11 protein-coding genes are annotated in these 15144 nt (G+C 71.7%); all 11 read left to right on the top strand.

Annotation, left to right across the window (positions count from 1 at the left end; genetic code table 11):
* Nucleotides 1-2029 precede the first annotated feature (2029 nt).
* The 11 genes from ACPXB1_RS24690 to ACPXB1_RS24640 all read left to right on the top strand — a co-directional run bounded on the left by ACPXB1_RS24690 (nt 2030) and on the right by ACPXB1_RS24640 (nt 15109).
* Nucleotides 2030-2728 (top strand): hypothetical protein, encoded by a 699-nt coding sequence (locus ACPXB1_RS24690; protein ID WP_355629272.1) that lies wholly within the window; start codon nt 2030-2032, stop codon nt 2726-2728.
* Between the two features lie 159 nt (nt 2729-2887).
* Entirely contained in the window at nt 2888-3343 is a 456-nt protein-coding gene (locus ACPXB1_RS24685) for a DUF948 domain-containing protein (protein WP_355596779.1), read from the top strand.
* 28 nt (nt 3344-3371) lie between these two features.
* Nucleotides 3372-3677: a hypothetical protein gene (locus ACPXB1_RS24680; RefSeq protein WP_355629251.1), complete on the top strand. Its 306-nt coding sequence runs from the start codon at nt 3372-3374 to the stop codon at nt 3675-3677.
* On the top strand, nt 3674-6352 hold the full coding sequence (gene alaS / locus ACPXB1_RS24675) for an alanine--tRNA ligase (RefSeq protein ID WP_355596652.1): 2679 nt from the start codon (nt 3674-3676) through the stop codon (nt 6350-6352). The genes ACPXB1_RS24680 and alaS overlap by 4 nt, the downstream gene beginning before the upstream one ends.
* Before the next feature lie 72 nt (nt 6353-6424).
* Nucleotides 6425-6883: a Holliday junction resolvase RuvX gene (gene ruvX, locus ACPXB1_RS24670; RefSeq protein ID WP_355596654.1), complete on the top strand. Its 459-nt coding sequence runs from the start codon at nt 6425-6427 to the stop codon at nt 6881-6883.
* Nucleotides 6883-8076 carry an endolytic transglycosylase MltG gene (mltG, locus tag ACPXB1_RS24665; protein ID WP_355596656.1) on the top strand — a complete coding sequence of 398 codons (1194 nt, stop codon included), beginning with the start codon at nt 6883-6885 and terminating at the stop codon, nt 8074-8076. Before ruvX ends, mltG begins: the two co-directional genes overlap by 1 nt.
* Nucleotides 8076-8906, top strand: a complete 831-nt coding sequence (locus tag ACPXB1_RS24660) for a shikimate dehydrogenase (RefSeq protein ID WP_355596658.1) — start codon at nt 8076-8078, stop codon at nt 8904-8906. Before mltG ends, ACPXB1_RS24660 begins: the two co-directional genes overlap by 1 nt.
* Nucleotides 8907-9008: 102 nt before the next feature.
* Complete coding sequence (locus ACPXB1_RS24655) at nt 9009-10715, top strand: glycosyl hydrolase (protein WP_425735842.1); 1707 nt, start codon at nt 9009-9011, stop codon at nt 10713-10715.
* A gap of 190 nt (nt 10716-10905) precedes the next feature.
* Nucleotides 10906-12873 carry a hypothetical protein gene (locus ACPXB1_RS24650; protein WP_425735855.1) on the top strand — a complete coding sequence of 656 codons (1968 nt, stop codon included), beginning with the start codon at nt 10906-10908 and terminating at the stop codon, nt 12871-12873.
* 93 nt (nt 12874-12966) lie between these two features.
* Nucleotides 12967-13518: an acyltransferase gene (locus tag ACPXB1_RS24645; protein ID WP_425735841.1), complete on the top strand. Its 552-nt coding sequence runs from the start codon at nt 12967-12969 to the stop codon at nt 13516-13518.
* Entirely contained in the window at nt 13511-15109 is a 1599-nt protein-coding gene (locus ACPXB1_RS24640) for a lipopolysaccharide biosynthesis protein (RefSeq protein ID WP_355596666.1), read from the top strand. The genes ACPXB1_RS24645 and ACPXB1_RS24640 overlap by 8 nt, the downstream gene beginning before the upstream one ends.
* Nucleotides 15110-15144: the final 35 nt, after the last annotated feature.

Raw genomic sequence — 15144 nt, 5'->3', positions numbered from 1 at the left:
GGTGCCCGGCGCCGGTCCCCGGGCCGCCGGACCGCCGCCTCCCGCAGCCCGCCCGACCGCCGGCGACCCGGCTGGCCCACCCGGGCCGCTCCCGCCGGCAGGGGCTCCCACCGGCACGGCCCGGCCTCGTCCGGCGTCGGCGCCGCCCGGCCCACCTGTCGGCCCACCGAGCGCTGGTGCCCCGACCGGTCGCCGACCGGACGCCGCGGTACTGGCCGGCCGGGCGGAGACGATGCCGCCACCGCGCCGACCGGACGCCGTACCACCGAACCGTCGGCCCGGCCCCGAACCCGCCGCGCCCGGCCGTCCACCGACCAACGACGGTCCGCCGCCCGGTGTGGTGCCACAGGCCGCCGACGGCCCACGACCCGACCCCGCGATCGACCGTGACCCGCGCGCGGCCCGGCGTCGTCCCGGCCCGGCGGACCCGGGGGCACCGCAGCCCTCCGGTCCTCCCCGCCCGGCCACCGGCCGCCGCCGTGCCGCCGACGAGCAGGAAGCAGCGGTGCCTCGCTCGGGCAACGCGCCGCCGGTGCCGCCCGCGTCCGCCGTTCAGCCTGGCGGCGCGCAGCCCGGCGTTCGGCAGCAAGGTGGTGTGCCGCGCGGCGGCGCGCAACCCGGCGGCGCTGCGCAGCCGGGCGCCCGGCAGCCAGGTGTGCGCCAGCCCGGTGCGGCCCAGTCCGGCCCCGGCACTGTGCAGCAACCCGGACCGGCGCAGCCCGGCCCGGGCCAGCGCGGTCCGGCGCAGTCCGGTTCTAGGCAAGCTGGTCCGGCGCAGCCGGGCCCTAGGCAGCCTGGTCCGGCGCAGCCCGGCCCCGGGCAGCCCGTTCCAACGCAGTCCGGCCCAGTGCAGCCCGGTCCGGCGCAGCCTGGTGCCAGGCCGACCGGTCCGGCGTCGACCGGTGCCACGCCGGCTGGCCCCGCTCGCGGAGGGACCGCACCCACCGAGGGTGCCGGCCGCCGGCGGGCGACCACCGACGAGCAGGGCCGACGCCCTCCGGTTAGCGGTGAGCCCCGGGCGGACCGCCCGGAACGGCCTGCGGACTGGCTGCGTCAGGCCGGCCGGCTGCCACACACCGATCCCGGCCTGCCGGTGGTCAACCGGCGTGGCGGGGGTGCGCCTGCCCCGGCCGGCAGCAGGCCCGCCGAGCGCCGTCCGGCGCCGTCCGCAGGCGATCTGACCGGCCGTTCCACAGGTCCGCTCGCCGTGCCGGACCCGGCTGCGGAACGCACTGCCGGTCAGCGGCCCGTCGGGCCACCACCTGACCCGGGTGCGCCCGCTCCCACTGGTCGCGTCGCCCGGCCCGGCCCGGCGGAGTCCACCGGGGAGCAATCGCCCGGCCCGGATCCGGCCGGTCGACGCCGGCCTCACGCCCAGCCCGGCGTCGACGGACCCCCCGGTGCCCGTCCCGGCGACGACCCGTACGCCAATCCCGGTGGCGCGCCCGCACGGGGTGGCGCCCGCGCCGCCGTGCCCGGCGGTCGGGCGCGGGTCGGCCCCGGCGACGCTCCGGCCGCCGGTCGCCGTGGCCCGGACGGACCGCCTCGCCCCGGAATCGACGCGCTCGACCGAGGTGCCGCGCACCCGGATGGTCCAGGCCGTGGCGCTGTGCCGCCCGGTGCTGGTCCGGACGGCCCGCCGCGTTCCCGGCCGGAAGGGCCGGGCCGTGGCGCTGTGCCGCCGGGCGGCGGTACCGACGGCCCGCCGCGCTCCCGTCCCGACGGTCCGGCCCGAGGTGCTGCCCGCCCGCCAGTCGGCGACGCCCGCACAGGTGGCGAGCCCGTCGCCGGTCCCGGGTCGCCCGTGGCGGCGCGCGGTGGTGCTCCGGTCCGCCCGGCGGACCGCGCCGCCGGGCGTGCCCTGCCGCCGCACCGCGACGCCGGCCGTCCCGAACCCAGCGGCGTCGCCCCCGTGCCGCCGCCCGGCCGCCCCGGCGAGCCCGTCGGCGTGGCCCGAGCCGCCGCCGCGGTGCCCGCCGTGACCGGGCCGGCGGACCGCCCAGGCTCCGAACCGGCAGGCGGCCAGCCGCTGCGTACGGCCGGTCCGGACACGCCCGACGACGACGAGGCCGCCCCGGGCGCCCGGTCGGAGTTGCGCCGGCAGTTGCGCGAGCGACGTCGGCTGCGCGCGGCGGTGCTGGTGCTGGTCAGCGTCGTGCTGCTCGGCGCGGTGCCGCTCTTCTTCGGCGTCCGTACGCTGAGCCGGGACCCGGTCTTCGACAACCTGGACCAGCTCAACGTGCCGGCGTGGGCCGCCACGAAGACGGTCGACGACGTCAGCGGCAGCCGCTGGTGCCTGCTCGACTGCCGGCTCCGTGAGCGCACCGTCACCTCGGAGAAGTCGCCCGAGGAGACGGCGAAGGTGTACGAGGACGCCCTGCGTCAGGACGGCTGGCAGCCGTGGAAGGTGAGTCGCTGCCCCGAGCAGGAGACGAAGGGCACCTACACGTGCTGGCGGCAGGACGAGTTGACCCTCGACCTGTGGGTGCGTCAACCGACGTGTGTGCCACCACCTGTCGACGGCGAGCCGGCGGTCGTGCCGTCGCCGGAGGAATCGGCCGCTGCGGGGGAGTGTGCCGGCTCGTTGGTGTCGGTGAAGGTACGCAACGCCATCGACGACGAACGGACCAGACCGCAGCCCGCCACCGACCCGTCACTGACCGGCGAGGATCCGTTCCCGACGGTCAGCGGGGATCCGCTCAGCGACCTGACACCCTCACCGTCCTGAGCCGGTCTCCATCACGGACGGTAGGGTCTGGGGCTGACGGGCCCGCCCGCGACCGCTGACCGGCGACGGCTCGGTGGTTCGGCGTGGGCACCGTGGTGGTGCGTTCCGGGGACGTCGGATCCTGCGGAATTCTGTATGAGGAGGACAGGCGTGAGCGACATGGGAGAGGTCGCGGCGCTGATCGCGGCGTGCGCGTTCGCGGTGCTGGTGCTCATCCTGACGCTGCCGATCCTGCGGCTGCGGCACACGGTGGACGCCACCACCCGAATGATCAACGACCTCAACGATCGGACCGCACCTTTGCTCGGCGACGTGAACACCACGGTGAAGAACGTCAACACCGCGCTGGAGCAGGTGCAGACGTCGCTCGACGGTGTGAACCTGCAACTGGCCAAGGTCGACACCATGACCAGCCACGCGCAGAACGTCACCGCCAACGTCGCCAACCTGGCCACGGTGGTCTCCGCCGCGGCCGCGAACCCGCTGGTCAAGGTGGCCGCGTTCGGTTACAGCGTGCGCAAGGCCGCCGCTGGCCGCCGGCATGCCGAGACCGAGCGCGAGGTACGCGACACCATCAAGCAGCAGCGGCGGGCCGCTCGGCGCGGTAACCGCTGAGCAGCCGGCCAGCAGGAGGTAGCGAGACATGAGGCGGTTGTTCTGGCTCGGCATCGGTGTGGCCGTCGGCGTGATCGTGGTCCGCAAGGCGACCCGGACGGCGCAGGCGTACACCCCGGCGGGCATCGCCAGCACGTTGTCGGAATCCGCTGGCGGCCTGGTCGAGTCGCTGCGTAGCTTCGTGGAGGACGTCCGGATCGGGATGGCCGAGCGTGAGCAGGAGATCCATGCCGCGTTCGCTCGGGGCGAGGCGTTCGAGGACCAGTACGCCGAGCTGCGGGAGGACCCGCGGATCGGCGATCGAGAAATCTTTCCGGAGGAACACCAGCGATGAAGACGGCGGAGATCAAGCGGCGGTACCTCGCGCATTTCGAGGCGAACGGCCACGCCGTGGTGCCGTCGGCTCCGCTGCCCGCCATCAGTGATCCGAACCTGTTGTTCGTCAACGCCGGTATGGTGCAGTTCGTCCCGTACTTCCTGGGTCAGCAGACCCCGCCGTACCGGCGGGCGGTGAGTGTGCAGAAGTGCATCCGTACGCCGGACATCGACGAGGTCGGCAAGACCAGCCGGCACGGCACGTTCTTCCAGATGAACGGCAACTTCTCCTTCGGTGACTACTTCAAGGACGGCGCGATCCCGCTGGCGTGGGATCTGGTCACGAAGTCGCAGGCCGATGGCGGGTTCGGGTTGGACCCGGAGCGGGTCTGGCCGACGGTGTACCTGGACGACGACGAGGCGTACGAGATCTGGCGGTCGGTGGGTGTGCCGGCGGCGCGGATCGTGCGTCGGGGTAAGGCGGACAACTTCTGGTCGATGGGGATTCCCGGGCCGTGCGGTCCGTGCTCCGAGCTGTTCTACGACCGGGGCCCGGAGTACGGCCGCGAGGGTGGTCCGGCGGTCGACGAGGACCGCTACATGGAGTTCTGGAACCTCGTGTTCATGCAGTTCGAGCGGGGTCCGGGCACGACGAAGGACGACTATCCGATCCTGGGCGACCTGCCGGCGAAGAACATCGACACCGGCATGGGCCTGGAGCGGATGGCCTCGATCCTGCAGGGTGTGGACAACCTGTACGAGATCGACGAGGTCCGGCCGATCCTGGACCGGGCGGCCGAGCTGACCGGCAAGCGGTACGGCGCGCACTCGGGGCATGTGGCGAGTGAGTCGCACCCGGACGACGTGCGGCTGCGGGTGGTCGCCGACCACGTGCGGACCGCGTTGATGCTGATCGGCGACGGCGTGACCCCGTCCAACGAGGGTCGCGGGTACGTGTTGCGGCGGATCATGCGTCGGGCGATCCGGTCGATCCGGCTGCTGGGCTGGCAGGATCGGGCGCTGCCGGAGTTGCTGCCGGTGGCGCGGGACTGCATGGCGCCGTCGTACCCGGAACTGGCGACCGACTTCGACCGCATCGCGCAGTACGCGTACGCGGAGGAGGACGCCTTCCTGTCGACGCTGCGTGCCGGCACGACGATCCTGGACACGGCGATCGCCGAGACCCGCACGGCGGGCGGCACGGCGCTGTCGGGTGCGAAGGCGTTCCAGTTGCACGACACGTATGGCTTCCCGATCGACCTGACCCTGGAGATCGCGGCGGAGCAGGGCCTGAAGGTCGACGACGAGGGCTTCCGCCGGTTGATGGCCGACCAGCGGACCCGGGCGAAGGCGGACGCGCAGGCCCGTAAGACCGGCCACACCGATGTGTCGGCGTACCGGTCGGTGCTCGACTCGGGTGGCCCGGTGACGTTCACCGGCTACAGCGAGGTGGCGCGCGAGTCGCGGGTGCGGGCGCTGCTGGGCGGGGCCGGCCCGGTGCAGGCGGCGGCCGAGGGCGAGACCATCGAGTTGGTCCTCGACACGACCCCGTTCTACGCCGAGGGCGGCGGCCAGCAGCCCGACCACGGCATGATCACCGTCGGCGACGGTCAGGTCGAGGTGCTCGACGTGCAGCAGCCGGTGCCCGGCCTGATCGTGCACCGCGCCCGGGTGATCCGGGGGGAGGTGCGCGCCGGCGACACCGGTTATGCCGAGATCGACACCACCCGGCGGCGGGCGATCTCCCGGTCGCACACCGCCACCCACCTGGTGCACCAGACCATGCGGAACTTCCTCGGCGAGTCGGCGACGCAGGCGGGTTCGCTGAACGCGCCCGGCCGGTTGCGGTTCGACTTCAACACCCCGACGGGTGTGTCGCCGACAGTGCTGCGGGACGTGGAGCAGCAGGTGAACGAGGTGCTCCTGGCCGACCTGGAGGTGCACGCCTTCATCACGTCGCTGGACGAGGCGCGGCGGATCGGGGCGATGGCGCTCTTCGGCGAGAAGTACGGCGAGGAGGTGCGGGTCGTCGAGGTCGGCGACTACGCCCGGGAGCTGTGCGGCGGCACGCACGTGGCGCGCTCGGCCCAGCTCGGCCTCGTGAAGATCCTCTCCGAGTCGTCGATCGGTTCCGGTGTGCGCCGCGTCGAGGCGCTTGTCGGCATGGACGCGTTCGGCTTCCTGGCCCGCGAGCACCTGCTGGTGTCCCGGCTGGCCGAGCTGTACCGGGTGCCCAACGACCAGGTCGCCGACCGGGTGGAGCAGACGGTCACCCAGCTCCGGGACGCGGAGAAGGAGTTGGAGAAGCTGCGCGCCCAGCTGGTGCTGGGTGGGGCGGGAGCGCTCGCCGCGCAGGCGAAGGATGTGCGCGGGGTGGCGTACGTGGGCACCGAGGCGCCCGAGGGCGCGGCCGGTAACGACGTGCGGACCCTGGCGCAGGAGATCCGCGGCAAGATCGACCCGGCGCGGCCGGCGGTGGTCGCGGTGGCGGCACGGGCGAACGGCAAGGCGTCGCTGGTGGTGGCGGTCAACGCGGCGGCCCGCAGCCGTGGCCTGGCGGCGTCGGCCCTGGTGAAGGCGGCGCTCTCGGGGCGCGGCGGAGGCAGCCCCGACCTGGCTCAGGGTGGCGGTCTGCCCGCGGCGGAGGCGCCGAACCTGCTACTCACCGTCGAGAAGGCGATCACCGAGGCGTGATGTCACGATCAGCGTCGGCCAGGGCGGACCGTTTGGTCCGCCCTGGCTCGTCTGCCCCTCAGGTGACCGTCGGTGAGTGAGCGCATGCGTGGTGTGCGGATCGGCGTGGATGTCGGCCAGGTGCGGGTGGGGATCTCCCGCTCGGATCCGGATGGCATCCTCGCCACGCCGCTTGTCACACTGGCTCGTGACCTCACTGCGGCGCCGGACGCGGTGCCGAGTGACATTGCCCAGGTGGCGGCGCTGGTGGCCGAACATGAGGCTGTCGAGGTTGTCGTCGGCCTTCCGGTCAATCTCGCCGGCAAGCATGGCCCGGCGGCGGTCCATGTGAAGGCGTACGCTGACCGACTAGTCGATGTGATAACGCCCGTCCCGGTAACGCTCACTGACGAGAGGATGTCGACCGTGGTCGCTTCTCGTAGGCTTGCCGAGCGTGGCGTTCGGGGCAAGCGTCAACGTGCGGTTGTCGACCAGGCGGCCGCGGTGGAGATCCTGCAGAGCTGGCTGGACGCGCAGCGGAGGCGGACGTAATGATCGACGATCTGGATCTTGGGTTCGACGAGCCGGAGCGGGGGGAGAAGGGCCGGCACCGGCGCGGCTTCCGCAAGCGCAAGGGCGGCTCCGGTGGTGGCCGGGGCAAGACGTTCCTGGCTCTGCTGATGGCCCTTGTCCTGCTGGGCACCATCGGCGGCGGGGCGTTCTACGGTTTCGACCGGATCCAGAACTACTTCGTCACGCCCGACTACGACGGCGCCGGGGCGGGCGAGGTCACCGTCGAGATCAAGAACGGCGCGCTGCTCGCCGACATGGCCGACGCGTTGGTCTCCGCCGACGTGGTGAAGAGCCAGAAGGCGTTCGTCGAGGCCGCCGAGGCCAACTCGCGCAGCAAGAACATCCAGCCGGGCACGTACAAGCTGCGCAAGCAGATGAGCGGCGAGAGCGCCGTTGCCGCGATGCTCGACCTGAAAAACAAGATCGTCAACGGGTTGACCATCCCCGAGGGGCGCACCGCCAAGAACATCTACAAGCTGCTCTCCGACAAGACCAAGATCCCGGTAAAGGACTTCGAGGCCGCTGCGAAGGACCCGGAGGCGCTCGGCGTGCCGGACTGGTGGTTCACGCGCGACGACGGAAAGAAGGTCGTCAAGTCCATCGAGGGCTTCCTCTTCCCGGACACGTATGAGATTCCGCCGAAGGCCACCGCGGAGAGCATCCTCAAAATGATGGTGGACAGCTTCCTCTCGGTGACCGGCGAGATGAAGTTCGCCGACCGGGTGCAGAAGGAACGCAAGGTCAGCCCGTACGAGGCTCTGATCGTGGCGTCGCTGGCCCAGGCCGAGGCGGGCAACAAGGACGACCTCGGCAAGGTCGCCCGGGTGGCCTACAACCGGGTGTACGGGGAGTTCCCCTGCAACTGCCTGGAGATGGACGTCACTGTCAACTACTACCTGGAGTCGATCGGCAAGCCGACCAAGTCGTCAAAGCAGATGACGGCGGCGGAGTTGGACGACCAGAAGAACCCGTACAACCGCAAGCTGCGGGGCATGATCCCCACCCCGATCAACAACCCGGGCAAGCAGGCACTGGAAGGGGCGATGGACACGCCGGTCGGCAAGTGGCTCTACTTCGTGGCCATCGACAAGGAGGGCCACTCCGCCTTCGCCGAGACCTACCCTGAGCACAAGCGCAACGAGGCCAAGGCCCGCGAGGCCGGCATCATCTGATGGCACCGGTTCGGCGTGCGGCGGTGTTGGGGAAGCCGATCGCGCACTCGCTCTCCCCGGTGATCCACAACGCCGGCTACGCCGCCGCCGGGCTGACAGGCTGGTCGTACACCCGGATCGAATGCGCGGCGGCGGAGCTGCCGGCCCTGGTCGCCGGCCTGGGCCCGGAGTGGGCCGGGCTGTCGGTGACCATGCCGGGCAAGGAGGCGGCGCTCGCCGTGGCCGACGCCGCGTCGCCTGTCGCCGCCGCCGTCGGCGCGGCGAACACGTTGGTACGCCGTCCGGACGGCTCCTGGTACGCGGACAACACCGACGTGGGCGGCATGGTGCATGTGCTCACCGACGCCGGGGTACGCGCCGGTGCGGCGATGACAGTGCTGGGCGCGGGTGGAACGGCCCGCGCAGCGCTCGCCGCCGCCGCGCGGCTGGCCTGTTCCTCGGTGACGGTGGTGGCTCGCCGCCCCGAGGCGGTCGACGAGCTGCGACAGGTGGCGGACGCGCTGGGGGTGGCGCTGAGCGCCGGGGCCTGGGTGGACGCGCCCCGCCACCTCACCGCCGACGTCGTGGTGTCCACAGTGCCGGCGGGCGTCGCCGATCCGTTGGCCGAAACGGTGACCTGGTCGCCGGGCGCGGTGTTCTTCGACGCGGTGTACGACCCGTGGCCGACACCGCTGGCCGCCTCCGCGCTCTCGGCGGGCCTGCGGGTGGTGTCCGGTTTGGACCTGCTGCTGGCCCAGGCGCTCGGGCAGTTCGAGCAGTTCACAGGTGTCGCGGCCCCGGTCGAGGCGATGCGGGAGGCCCTGCGGCAGGCAACCGGGCGACTTCCTTAGCTGACTCTTAAGACGCGCTTACGGGAAACTGTCCTGCGCGCGACATTCCCTGGTCGTGGATACGCTGCACCCGGTTACCACAGCAGACACAGGGAGTTCTCCTTGACCAGGCACGGACTGCACCGCATCACCCGGTTCCGCTCCGGGCCCCGGCGCAAGGCGATCGCCCTCGGCGTGGTCGGGGGTGCCGTGGTGGCGGGCCTCGTGGCGACAATGATGCCGCTGCTGGCCAGCGACGACCTGTCGATCCGCGCGGTAGCGGACACGACGGCGACAGCTGTCACGCAGGACGGCGACAACGCCGTCAAGTCGACCCTCGCCACCTGCCCGGCGCGTTGCGACGGCAACCCGCGAGGCGGCCGGGAGGCTGTCGTCGAGTTCGCCGTGACCAACGTGCCGGCCGCCGCCGTCAACGTGCGGGCGACGCTGCGGATGCACACCTGGCAGCAGTTCGCCGCCACCGTGACGGCGCACGCCTCGACGTTGAGCGCCCGCGAGGCGCGGCCGGCTCCGACGTCTGCCGGCACCGCGCTGTCCACGGTGACCGGGGTCGCCAAGGGCGTCAACGAGTGGGACGTGTCCAAACTGGTCACCGGCAACGGCACCTGGACGGTGTCGCTCGCCCAGACCGGTCTGGACACCCGCATCTACTGGGCGTCGGTGGAGAACCGCAACGCGGACCTGCGGCCCAGCCTGACGATCACCTATGACATCGGTACCGCACCGTCGTCCGCGCCGACCACCCGCCCCGCTCCGGCGCCGTCGCCGAGCGCGCCGCCGACCACCGCCGCGCCCAAGCCGTCGGCGACGGTCGCGCCGACCCGTACGCCGACCGCGACGGCGAGCGCGGAACTCCCGTCTGGCAAGTGCGGGTCCGTGTCGGACAAGCTCGTCCCCTCCTGCGGCGCCTGGTGGGGCATGTACTCACCCGCCGGTGCCGCCGGCGGCTGGGACCACGGCAAGGCGATCACCGACGTGGAGGCGCAGGTCGGCCGCAAGTTCGACATCGTGCACCGCTACCACGACTTCTCCAACGCCGGCAGCAACGGCGCCTTCCCCGACGCGTACGAGCAGCAGCAGATGCGCGAGGGTCGGCTGATGTTCTTCGCCTGGGAGTCCCGCAACTTCTCCGCCGGTACGACGCTGAAGTGGGCCGACGTCTACAGCGGTCGGCAGGACGCGACGATCGACGCGGTCGCCGGCCGCATCCGGGCCGCCAAGGTGCCGGTGTTCATGGGCTTCGACCACGAGCCGGAGGACGAGCCGGAGAAGGGCAGCGACGCTGAGTTCGTCAGGGCGTGGCGGTACGTGCACGAGCGCTTCGCCAAGGCGGGCGCCGACAACGCGGTGTGGGTCTGGACGATGATGGGCTGGTCCGGGCACTACTCCCGGTACGCGGGTCTCTACCCCGGTGACCGCTACGTCGACTGGGTGGCCTACGACCCGTACAACTTCCACGTCTGCAACAACAGCACTGTGTGGAAGAGCCCGAGCACCACCGTGAGTGGCTTCTACCGCTGGCTGGACGATAACGGGATCGGTGCTGGCAAGCCGCGGATGCTCGCCGAGTTCGGCACGAATTTCAACTCCGCCGATGCGGGTGCCAAGCAGCGCTGGTTCCAGGACTTCCCGGCCGCGCTCAAGGCGCACCCGAAGATCAAGGCAGCCGTCTACTTCAATTCGCCGGGCATGACCACCCGCACGGCGACCTGCGACATGACGATGAACCACAACTCCTCGGCGCTGGCCGGGTTCTCACAGGCCGGCAAGGACCCGTACCTGCGCCAGCCCACCGGAGGGAGCCGCTGAGGATCATAAAAGAGGCTGACAGCACGCCGTTTACCGAGGTCGGGCATCCGATCCTCCGGTATCTGTCGGTTTGCGGATTCAGGCACCGCCCAATCGGCGGATGCGCCTGACAGGGTGGACGAGGCACGCTACCTCGGGTTCTCATCCATCTTGGAGGCGCAGCGTGCCCAAAATTCCGCCCTTGTGGCGATTGTCAAGAAGGCGTCGTGTCCGGGCGGGGGTCGTCGTGTTCGCGGTCGCCGCCGCGACACTGGGCGTGCCCACGGCGTCCTCGGCGGCGGTGGTGCCGGTCCCGACGACGCAGACCCTGGTCTCGGCGAACCCCGCCGACCAGACTCCACACGCCCGCGACGGTGAGACTCGCGCGTTCGCGCAGGTCGGCAACACCGTGTTCGTGGGCGGCAGCTTCACCCAGATCCGGCAGACCGCCACGTCTGCCTGGGTCACCCAGCGTTACCTGTTCGCGTACGACCGCACGAGCGGCACCATCTCGACCACGTTCCTGCCGGTGCTCGACGGCGCGGTCAACTCGCTGATCGCCGGCCCGGGCGGCACGGTGATCGTCGGTGGCGCTTTCAAGAACGTCAACGGGGTGTCGCGGAAGAACCTGGTGGCGCTCGACCCCAGCACCGGCGAGATCATCGACAGCTGGGTCGGGCGTTCCGACGGCGGCAACGTCCGCGACATGGTGTTGAACGGCAACTGGCTGTACGTGGCCGGGGCGTTCAACTGGCTCAACGGCACCGCCCACGCCGGGCTCGCCCGGATCAACGCGACCACCGGCGCCATCGACCCGACCTTCAACATCAACGCCACGGTCGGGCGGCGGGGCACCAACTCGTACGTGTGGGCGATCGACGTCGCCCCCGACGGCAACACGCTTGTCGTCGGCGGTAACTTCACGCTCGTCAACGACCTGCCGCGTAACCAGATCGCGCTTGTCGACGTCTCCGGCACCCCGTCGGTGCTGGATTGGAGCACCGAGAAGTTCGTCGCACCGTGCGCGGACCCGGCGACCTTCGTGCACTACGTGCAGGACGTGCGGTTCGGCGCGGACGGCAGTTGGTTCGTGGTCGGCACCAACGGCGGGTCCGGCTGGCCGGCCGCGTACTGCGACGCGCTGGTCCGGTTCGAGACCGCCGACCGGGGCAGCGGTCTTGTCGCCACCTGGGCTAACTTCACGGGCAACGACACCATCACCTCGGTGGAGGTCGCCGACAACGTGATCTACCTGGGCGGGCACTTCCGCTGGTTGAACAACCCGAACGCCAGTGACCGGGCCGGCAACGGCGCTGTCGACCGGCTCGGCATCGGCGCGGTCACCCCGGCCACCGGCATGCCGGTGAACTGGAACCCGCGTCGCAGCGGCAGCGCCTCGATGCCGTCGGGCACCAGCAACTGGGGTTCGGCGGTGCCGGTGCTGTGGCGTGGGACGGACGGCCTCTACTTCGGCCACAACTCCGACGGCATGGGCAACGAGTACCACGGCCGGCTCGGCATGTTCCCGCTGGCCGGCGGGCGTACCGTCACGCCGAAGAACCCGCCGGCGGCCACCAGCGGCAACCTCTACCTGGGCACCGGCCCCGGCACGTTGGCGAAGGTGCCGTTCGACGGCAGCACGTTGGGCACGGCGACCACTGTCAGCCAGCCCAACTACACGGCGGCGGGCGCGACCTGGCGGGTGGACGACCGGATCTACTGGTCGCGCACCGTGGCGGGCACTCCCACCGGCAGCCGGATCGACATCTCGATGTTCAACGGCAACACGATCGGTGCGCCGTGGGAGGCGTCCGGCTACAACGACTGGTTCAACCCGGCGGCGTTGACGGGCGCGTTCTTCCTGGACGGGCGGCTGTACTACACCCGTACCGGTGCGAACAACCTCTACTACCGCTACTTCGAGATCGACGGCAACTACCTGGGCGCTACCGAGTTCGCCCTGCCGACCACGGGCGTTACGTGGTCGACGGTGCGGGGCATGGCGTGGGTCGATGGCAAGATCGTCTATGGTGCCACCGACGGCGCGCTGCGCAGTGTTCCGTTCGACCCGACGGCCGCGCCGGCCGCTGTGGTCGACGGTACGACGGCGACGGTGATCGCTCCCGCGACCACCGAATTGTCCTGGTCTACCCCGTCGACGTTCTTCTCTGTGCAGTAGCGGTTAACGGTTCGTAACGGAACATCGGTAGATTGTTCACGTTGGGCCGGCGGCGGTACCCCCGCCGTCGGCCCCGCGACATGGGGAGGGTCGTTGGTCGGCGCCGCTGGCATCCGCGCGAAGAGCGCGGTGCGCCTGGTCTTCGCGGTCAAACGCGGGTGGTATCGGCTCCGCTACCGTCGGCTGACGCTCGGCCGCGACGTGGAGATCCGAGGCCGGATCCGGCTGCGTCGCGGCGTCCGCGTGACAATCGGCGACCGGACCCGCATCAACAAGCTGGTCCGCTTCGCAGGTCCTGGCGAGGTACGCGTCGGCACCGACTGTCTGCTCAACGCCACCTGGATCGGCACCTGGACGTCGGTGACAGTGGGGGACCGCTGCCTGCTCTCCGATTGTGAACTTCTCGACAACGACTTCCACAATTTGTCGCCCGAGCTGCGCCACGCGCCGCCCGGCGCGGCCACGCGCGCACCGATCGTTATCGAGGAGAATGTCTGGATCGGCGCGCACGCCCTGGTGATGAAGGGTGTCCGCGTCGGGCGGGACAGCGTCGTGGGCGCGGCGACGGTGGTCCGCACGGATGTGCCACCCCGCGTCGTCGTCATCGGCAACCCCCAACAGACGGTGAAGAAGTTCCATGACTGACGCCGCACCCGCCTCCTGGTCGACGGACGGCCCGCCCTCCAACACCGCCCGTTCCGTCACACTGACCGACCTGCTGCGGGTGCCGATGCACCGAATCCGCCTGGTGCTCGCTGTCGCCCTGGTCGGCCTGCTCGCCGCGCTCGGCTTCGTGCTGCTGGTGCCGGCGGCCGTGACCGCGAACGCGGTGGTGGCGGTCCGGCCCGTGGTCACCGACGCGTTCACCCCCAGCGGTGCGAACGCCGACCGGGCGGTCAACATGAACGTCGAGAGCCGCATCGCCACCGGCACCGAGGTGGTCCAGCGCCTCGCCGGCGCCGTCGGCGGCGATCCGCGCGAGATCCGCGACGCACTCGAGGTCGAGGTCCCCACCGGCGGGCAGATCCTGCGCTTCAGCTACTCCTCGCCCGACGCGCAGCAGGCGGTGCGGGGCGCCAACCTCGCCGCACAGGCGTACCTCGACGTGCGACGCGCCATGTACGAGCAGCAGCGCGCCGAGATGCTGCGCTCCTACGACGCCAGCATCACGAAGGTCGCCGCCCAGCAGACCGCCGTCCAGAAGCGCGTGAGCGCCGCCAAGGACACCGCAGCCAGCGACGCCGCACTCGCCGAGCTGGCCGGGATCAACAACCAGCTCACCCAGCTCAACTCCTCGCGGACCGAGATCGCTGCCGTCGACGTCAACCCCGGCTGGGTCACACAGACCGCCGAGCGGGCGCTCGCCACCTCCGCCGGAAACCGGCTGCTCTTCCTGGTCGCCGGCCTGCTCGGCGGCGCGCTGCTCGGCATCGTGCTGTCCTACGCCTGGGAGGCGACCGACCGGCGGGTCCGCTCGGTCGCCGACGGCCGGGACGCCACGGGCCTGCCGCTGCTCGGCACGGTCCGCCGGCCGGGCTTCCGGGGCAGTCCCCGAGCCGCCGACGCGGACATCCGGTACGTGGCGATGGCGGTCGCCGAGCGGGTCCGCCAACCTGCCCGGGTGGCGCTTGTCACCGCCCGCGAGGACGCCACATCGCTCACCGCCGGGCTCGCCGTCGCGCTCGCCGTCGACGGCCGGGAGGTCTTCGTCGCCGACGACAGCGGGCGGACCGACCGCCTGCGTGCCGCAGTGCTCGCCGACCGCGGGCGGCTGCCCATCGACCCGTCCCGGCCGCACGTGCCCAAGCCCCGCCCGGCCGGCAGCACACCCGCAGCTGCCGCCACCCCGGCGACCCCCGCCCCCCGACGGCCCTCCCCGCACCCGCCCGGCGCACGCCCCTCCACCGACCCGGACGCCACCCTGACGCTGCCCCGCGTCGCATCGGCCCGTACCGACAGCAACCGGCCGGCCACACCGGACGAGGTTTCCGTGGGCGTGGGCACCGTCCGGTTCGGCACCTGGCGGCAGGGCGCCGACCACGGGCTCGTGCTGTACAACGCCCCACCGGGGGAGTCCGACGAACGCGGCGTCGCTGTCGCCCGGCAGGGCAACGCCGTGGTGGTCGTCGAGCGGGACCGCACCCGGCAGAGCGACCTGCGGCGGCTTGTGGAGCGGCTGCGCGCCGCCGGCGTCACCCCGCTGGGCTTCGTGCTCACGCGCAACGGCCGGGCCTGACGGATGTCGGTCACCCGCGCCCCGGCGACCGTGCC

The organism is Micromonospora sp. DT68, from assembly GCF_049847245.1.
GTDB lineage: Bacteria > Actinomycetota > Actinomycetes > Mycobacteriales > Micromonosporaceae > Micromonospora > Micromonospora profundi.
The sequence above is the reverse complement of the archived record's forward strand: the minus strand, read 5'-3'. Positions and strand labels throughout refer to the sequence as shown.

Coding starts and splice junctions, on each gene's coding strand:
- mltG (WP_355596656.1), top strand. CDS start 6,883: ATGATCGACGATCTGGATCTTGGGTTCGACGAGCCGGAGCGGGGGGAG.
- ACPXB1_RS24640 (WP_355596666.1), top strand. CDS start 13,511: ATGACTGACGCCGCACCCGCCTCCTGGTCGACGGACGGCCCGCCCTCC.
- ACPXB1_RS24685 (WP_355596779.1), top strand. CDS start 2,888: ATGGGAGAGGTCGCGGCGCTGATCGCGGCGTGCGCGTTCGCGGTGCTG.
- alaS (WP_355596652.1), top strand. CDS start 3,674: ATGAAGACGGCGGAGATCAAGCGGCGGTACCTCGCGCATTTCGAGGCG.
- ACPXB1_RS24680 (WP_355629251.1), top strand. CDS start 3,372: ATGAGGCGGTTGTTCTGGCTCGGCATCGGTGTGGCCGTCGGCGTGATC.
- ACPXB1_RS24660 (WP_355596658.1), top strand. CDS start 8,076: ATGGCACCGGTTCGGCGTGCGGCGGTGTTGGGGAAGCCGATCGCGCAC.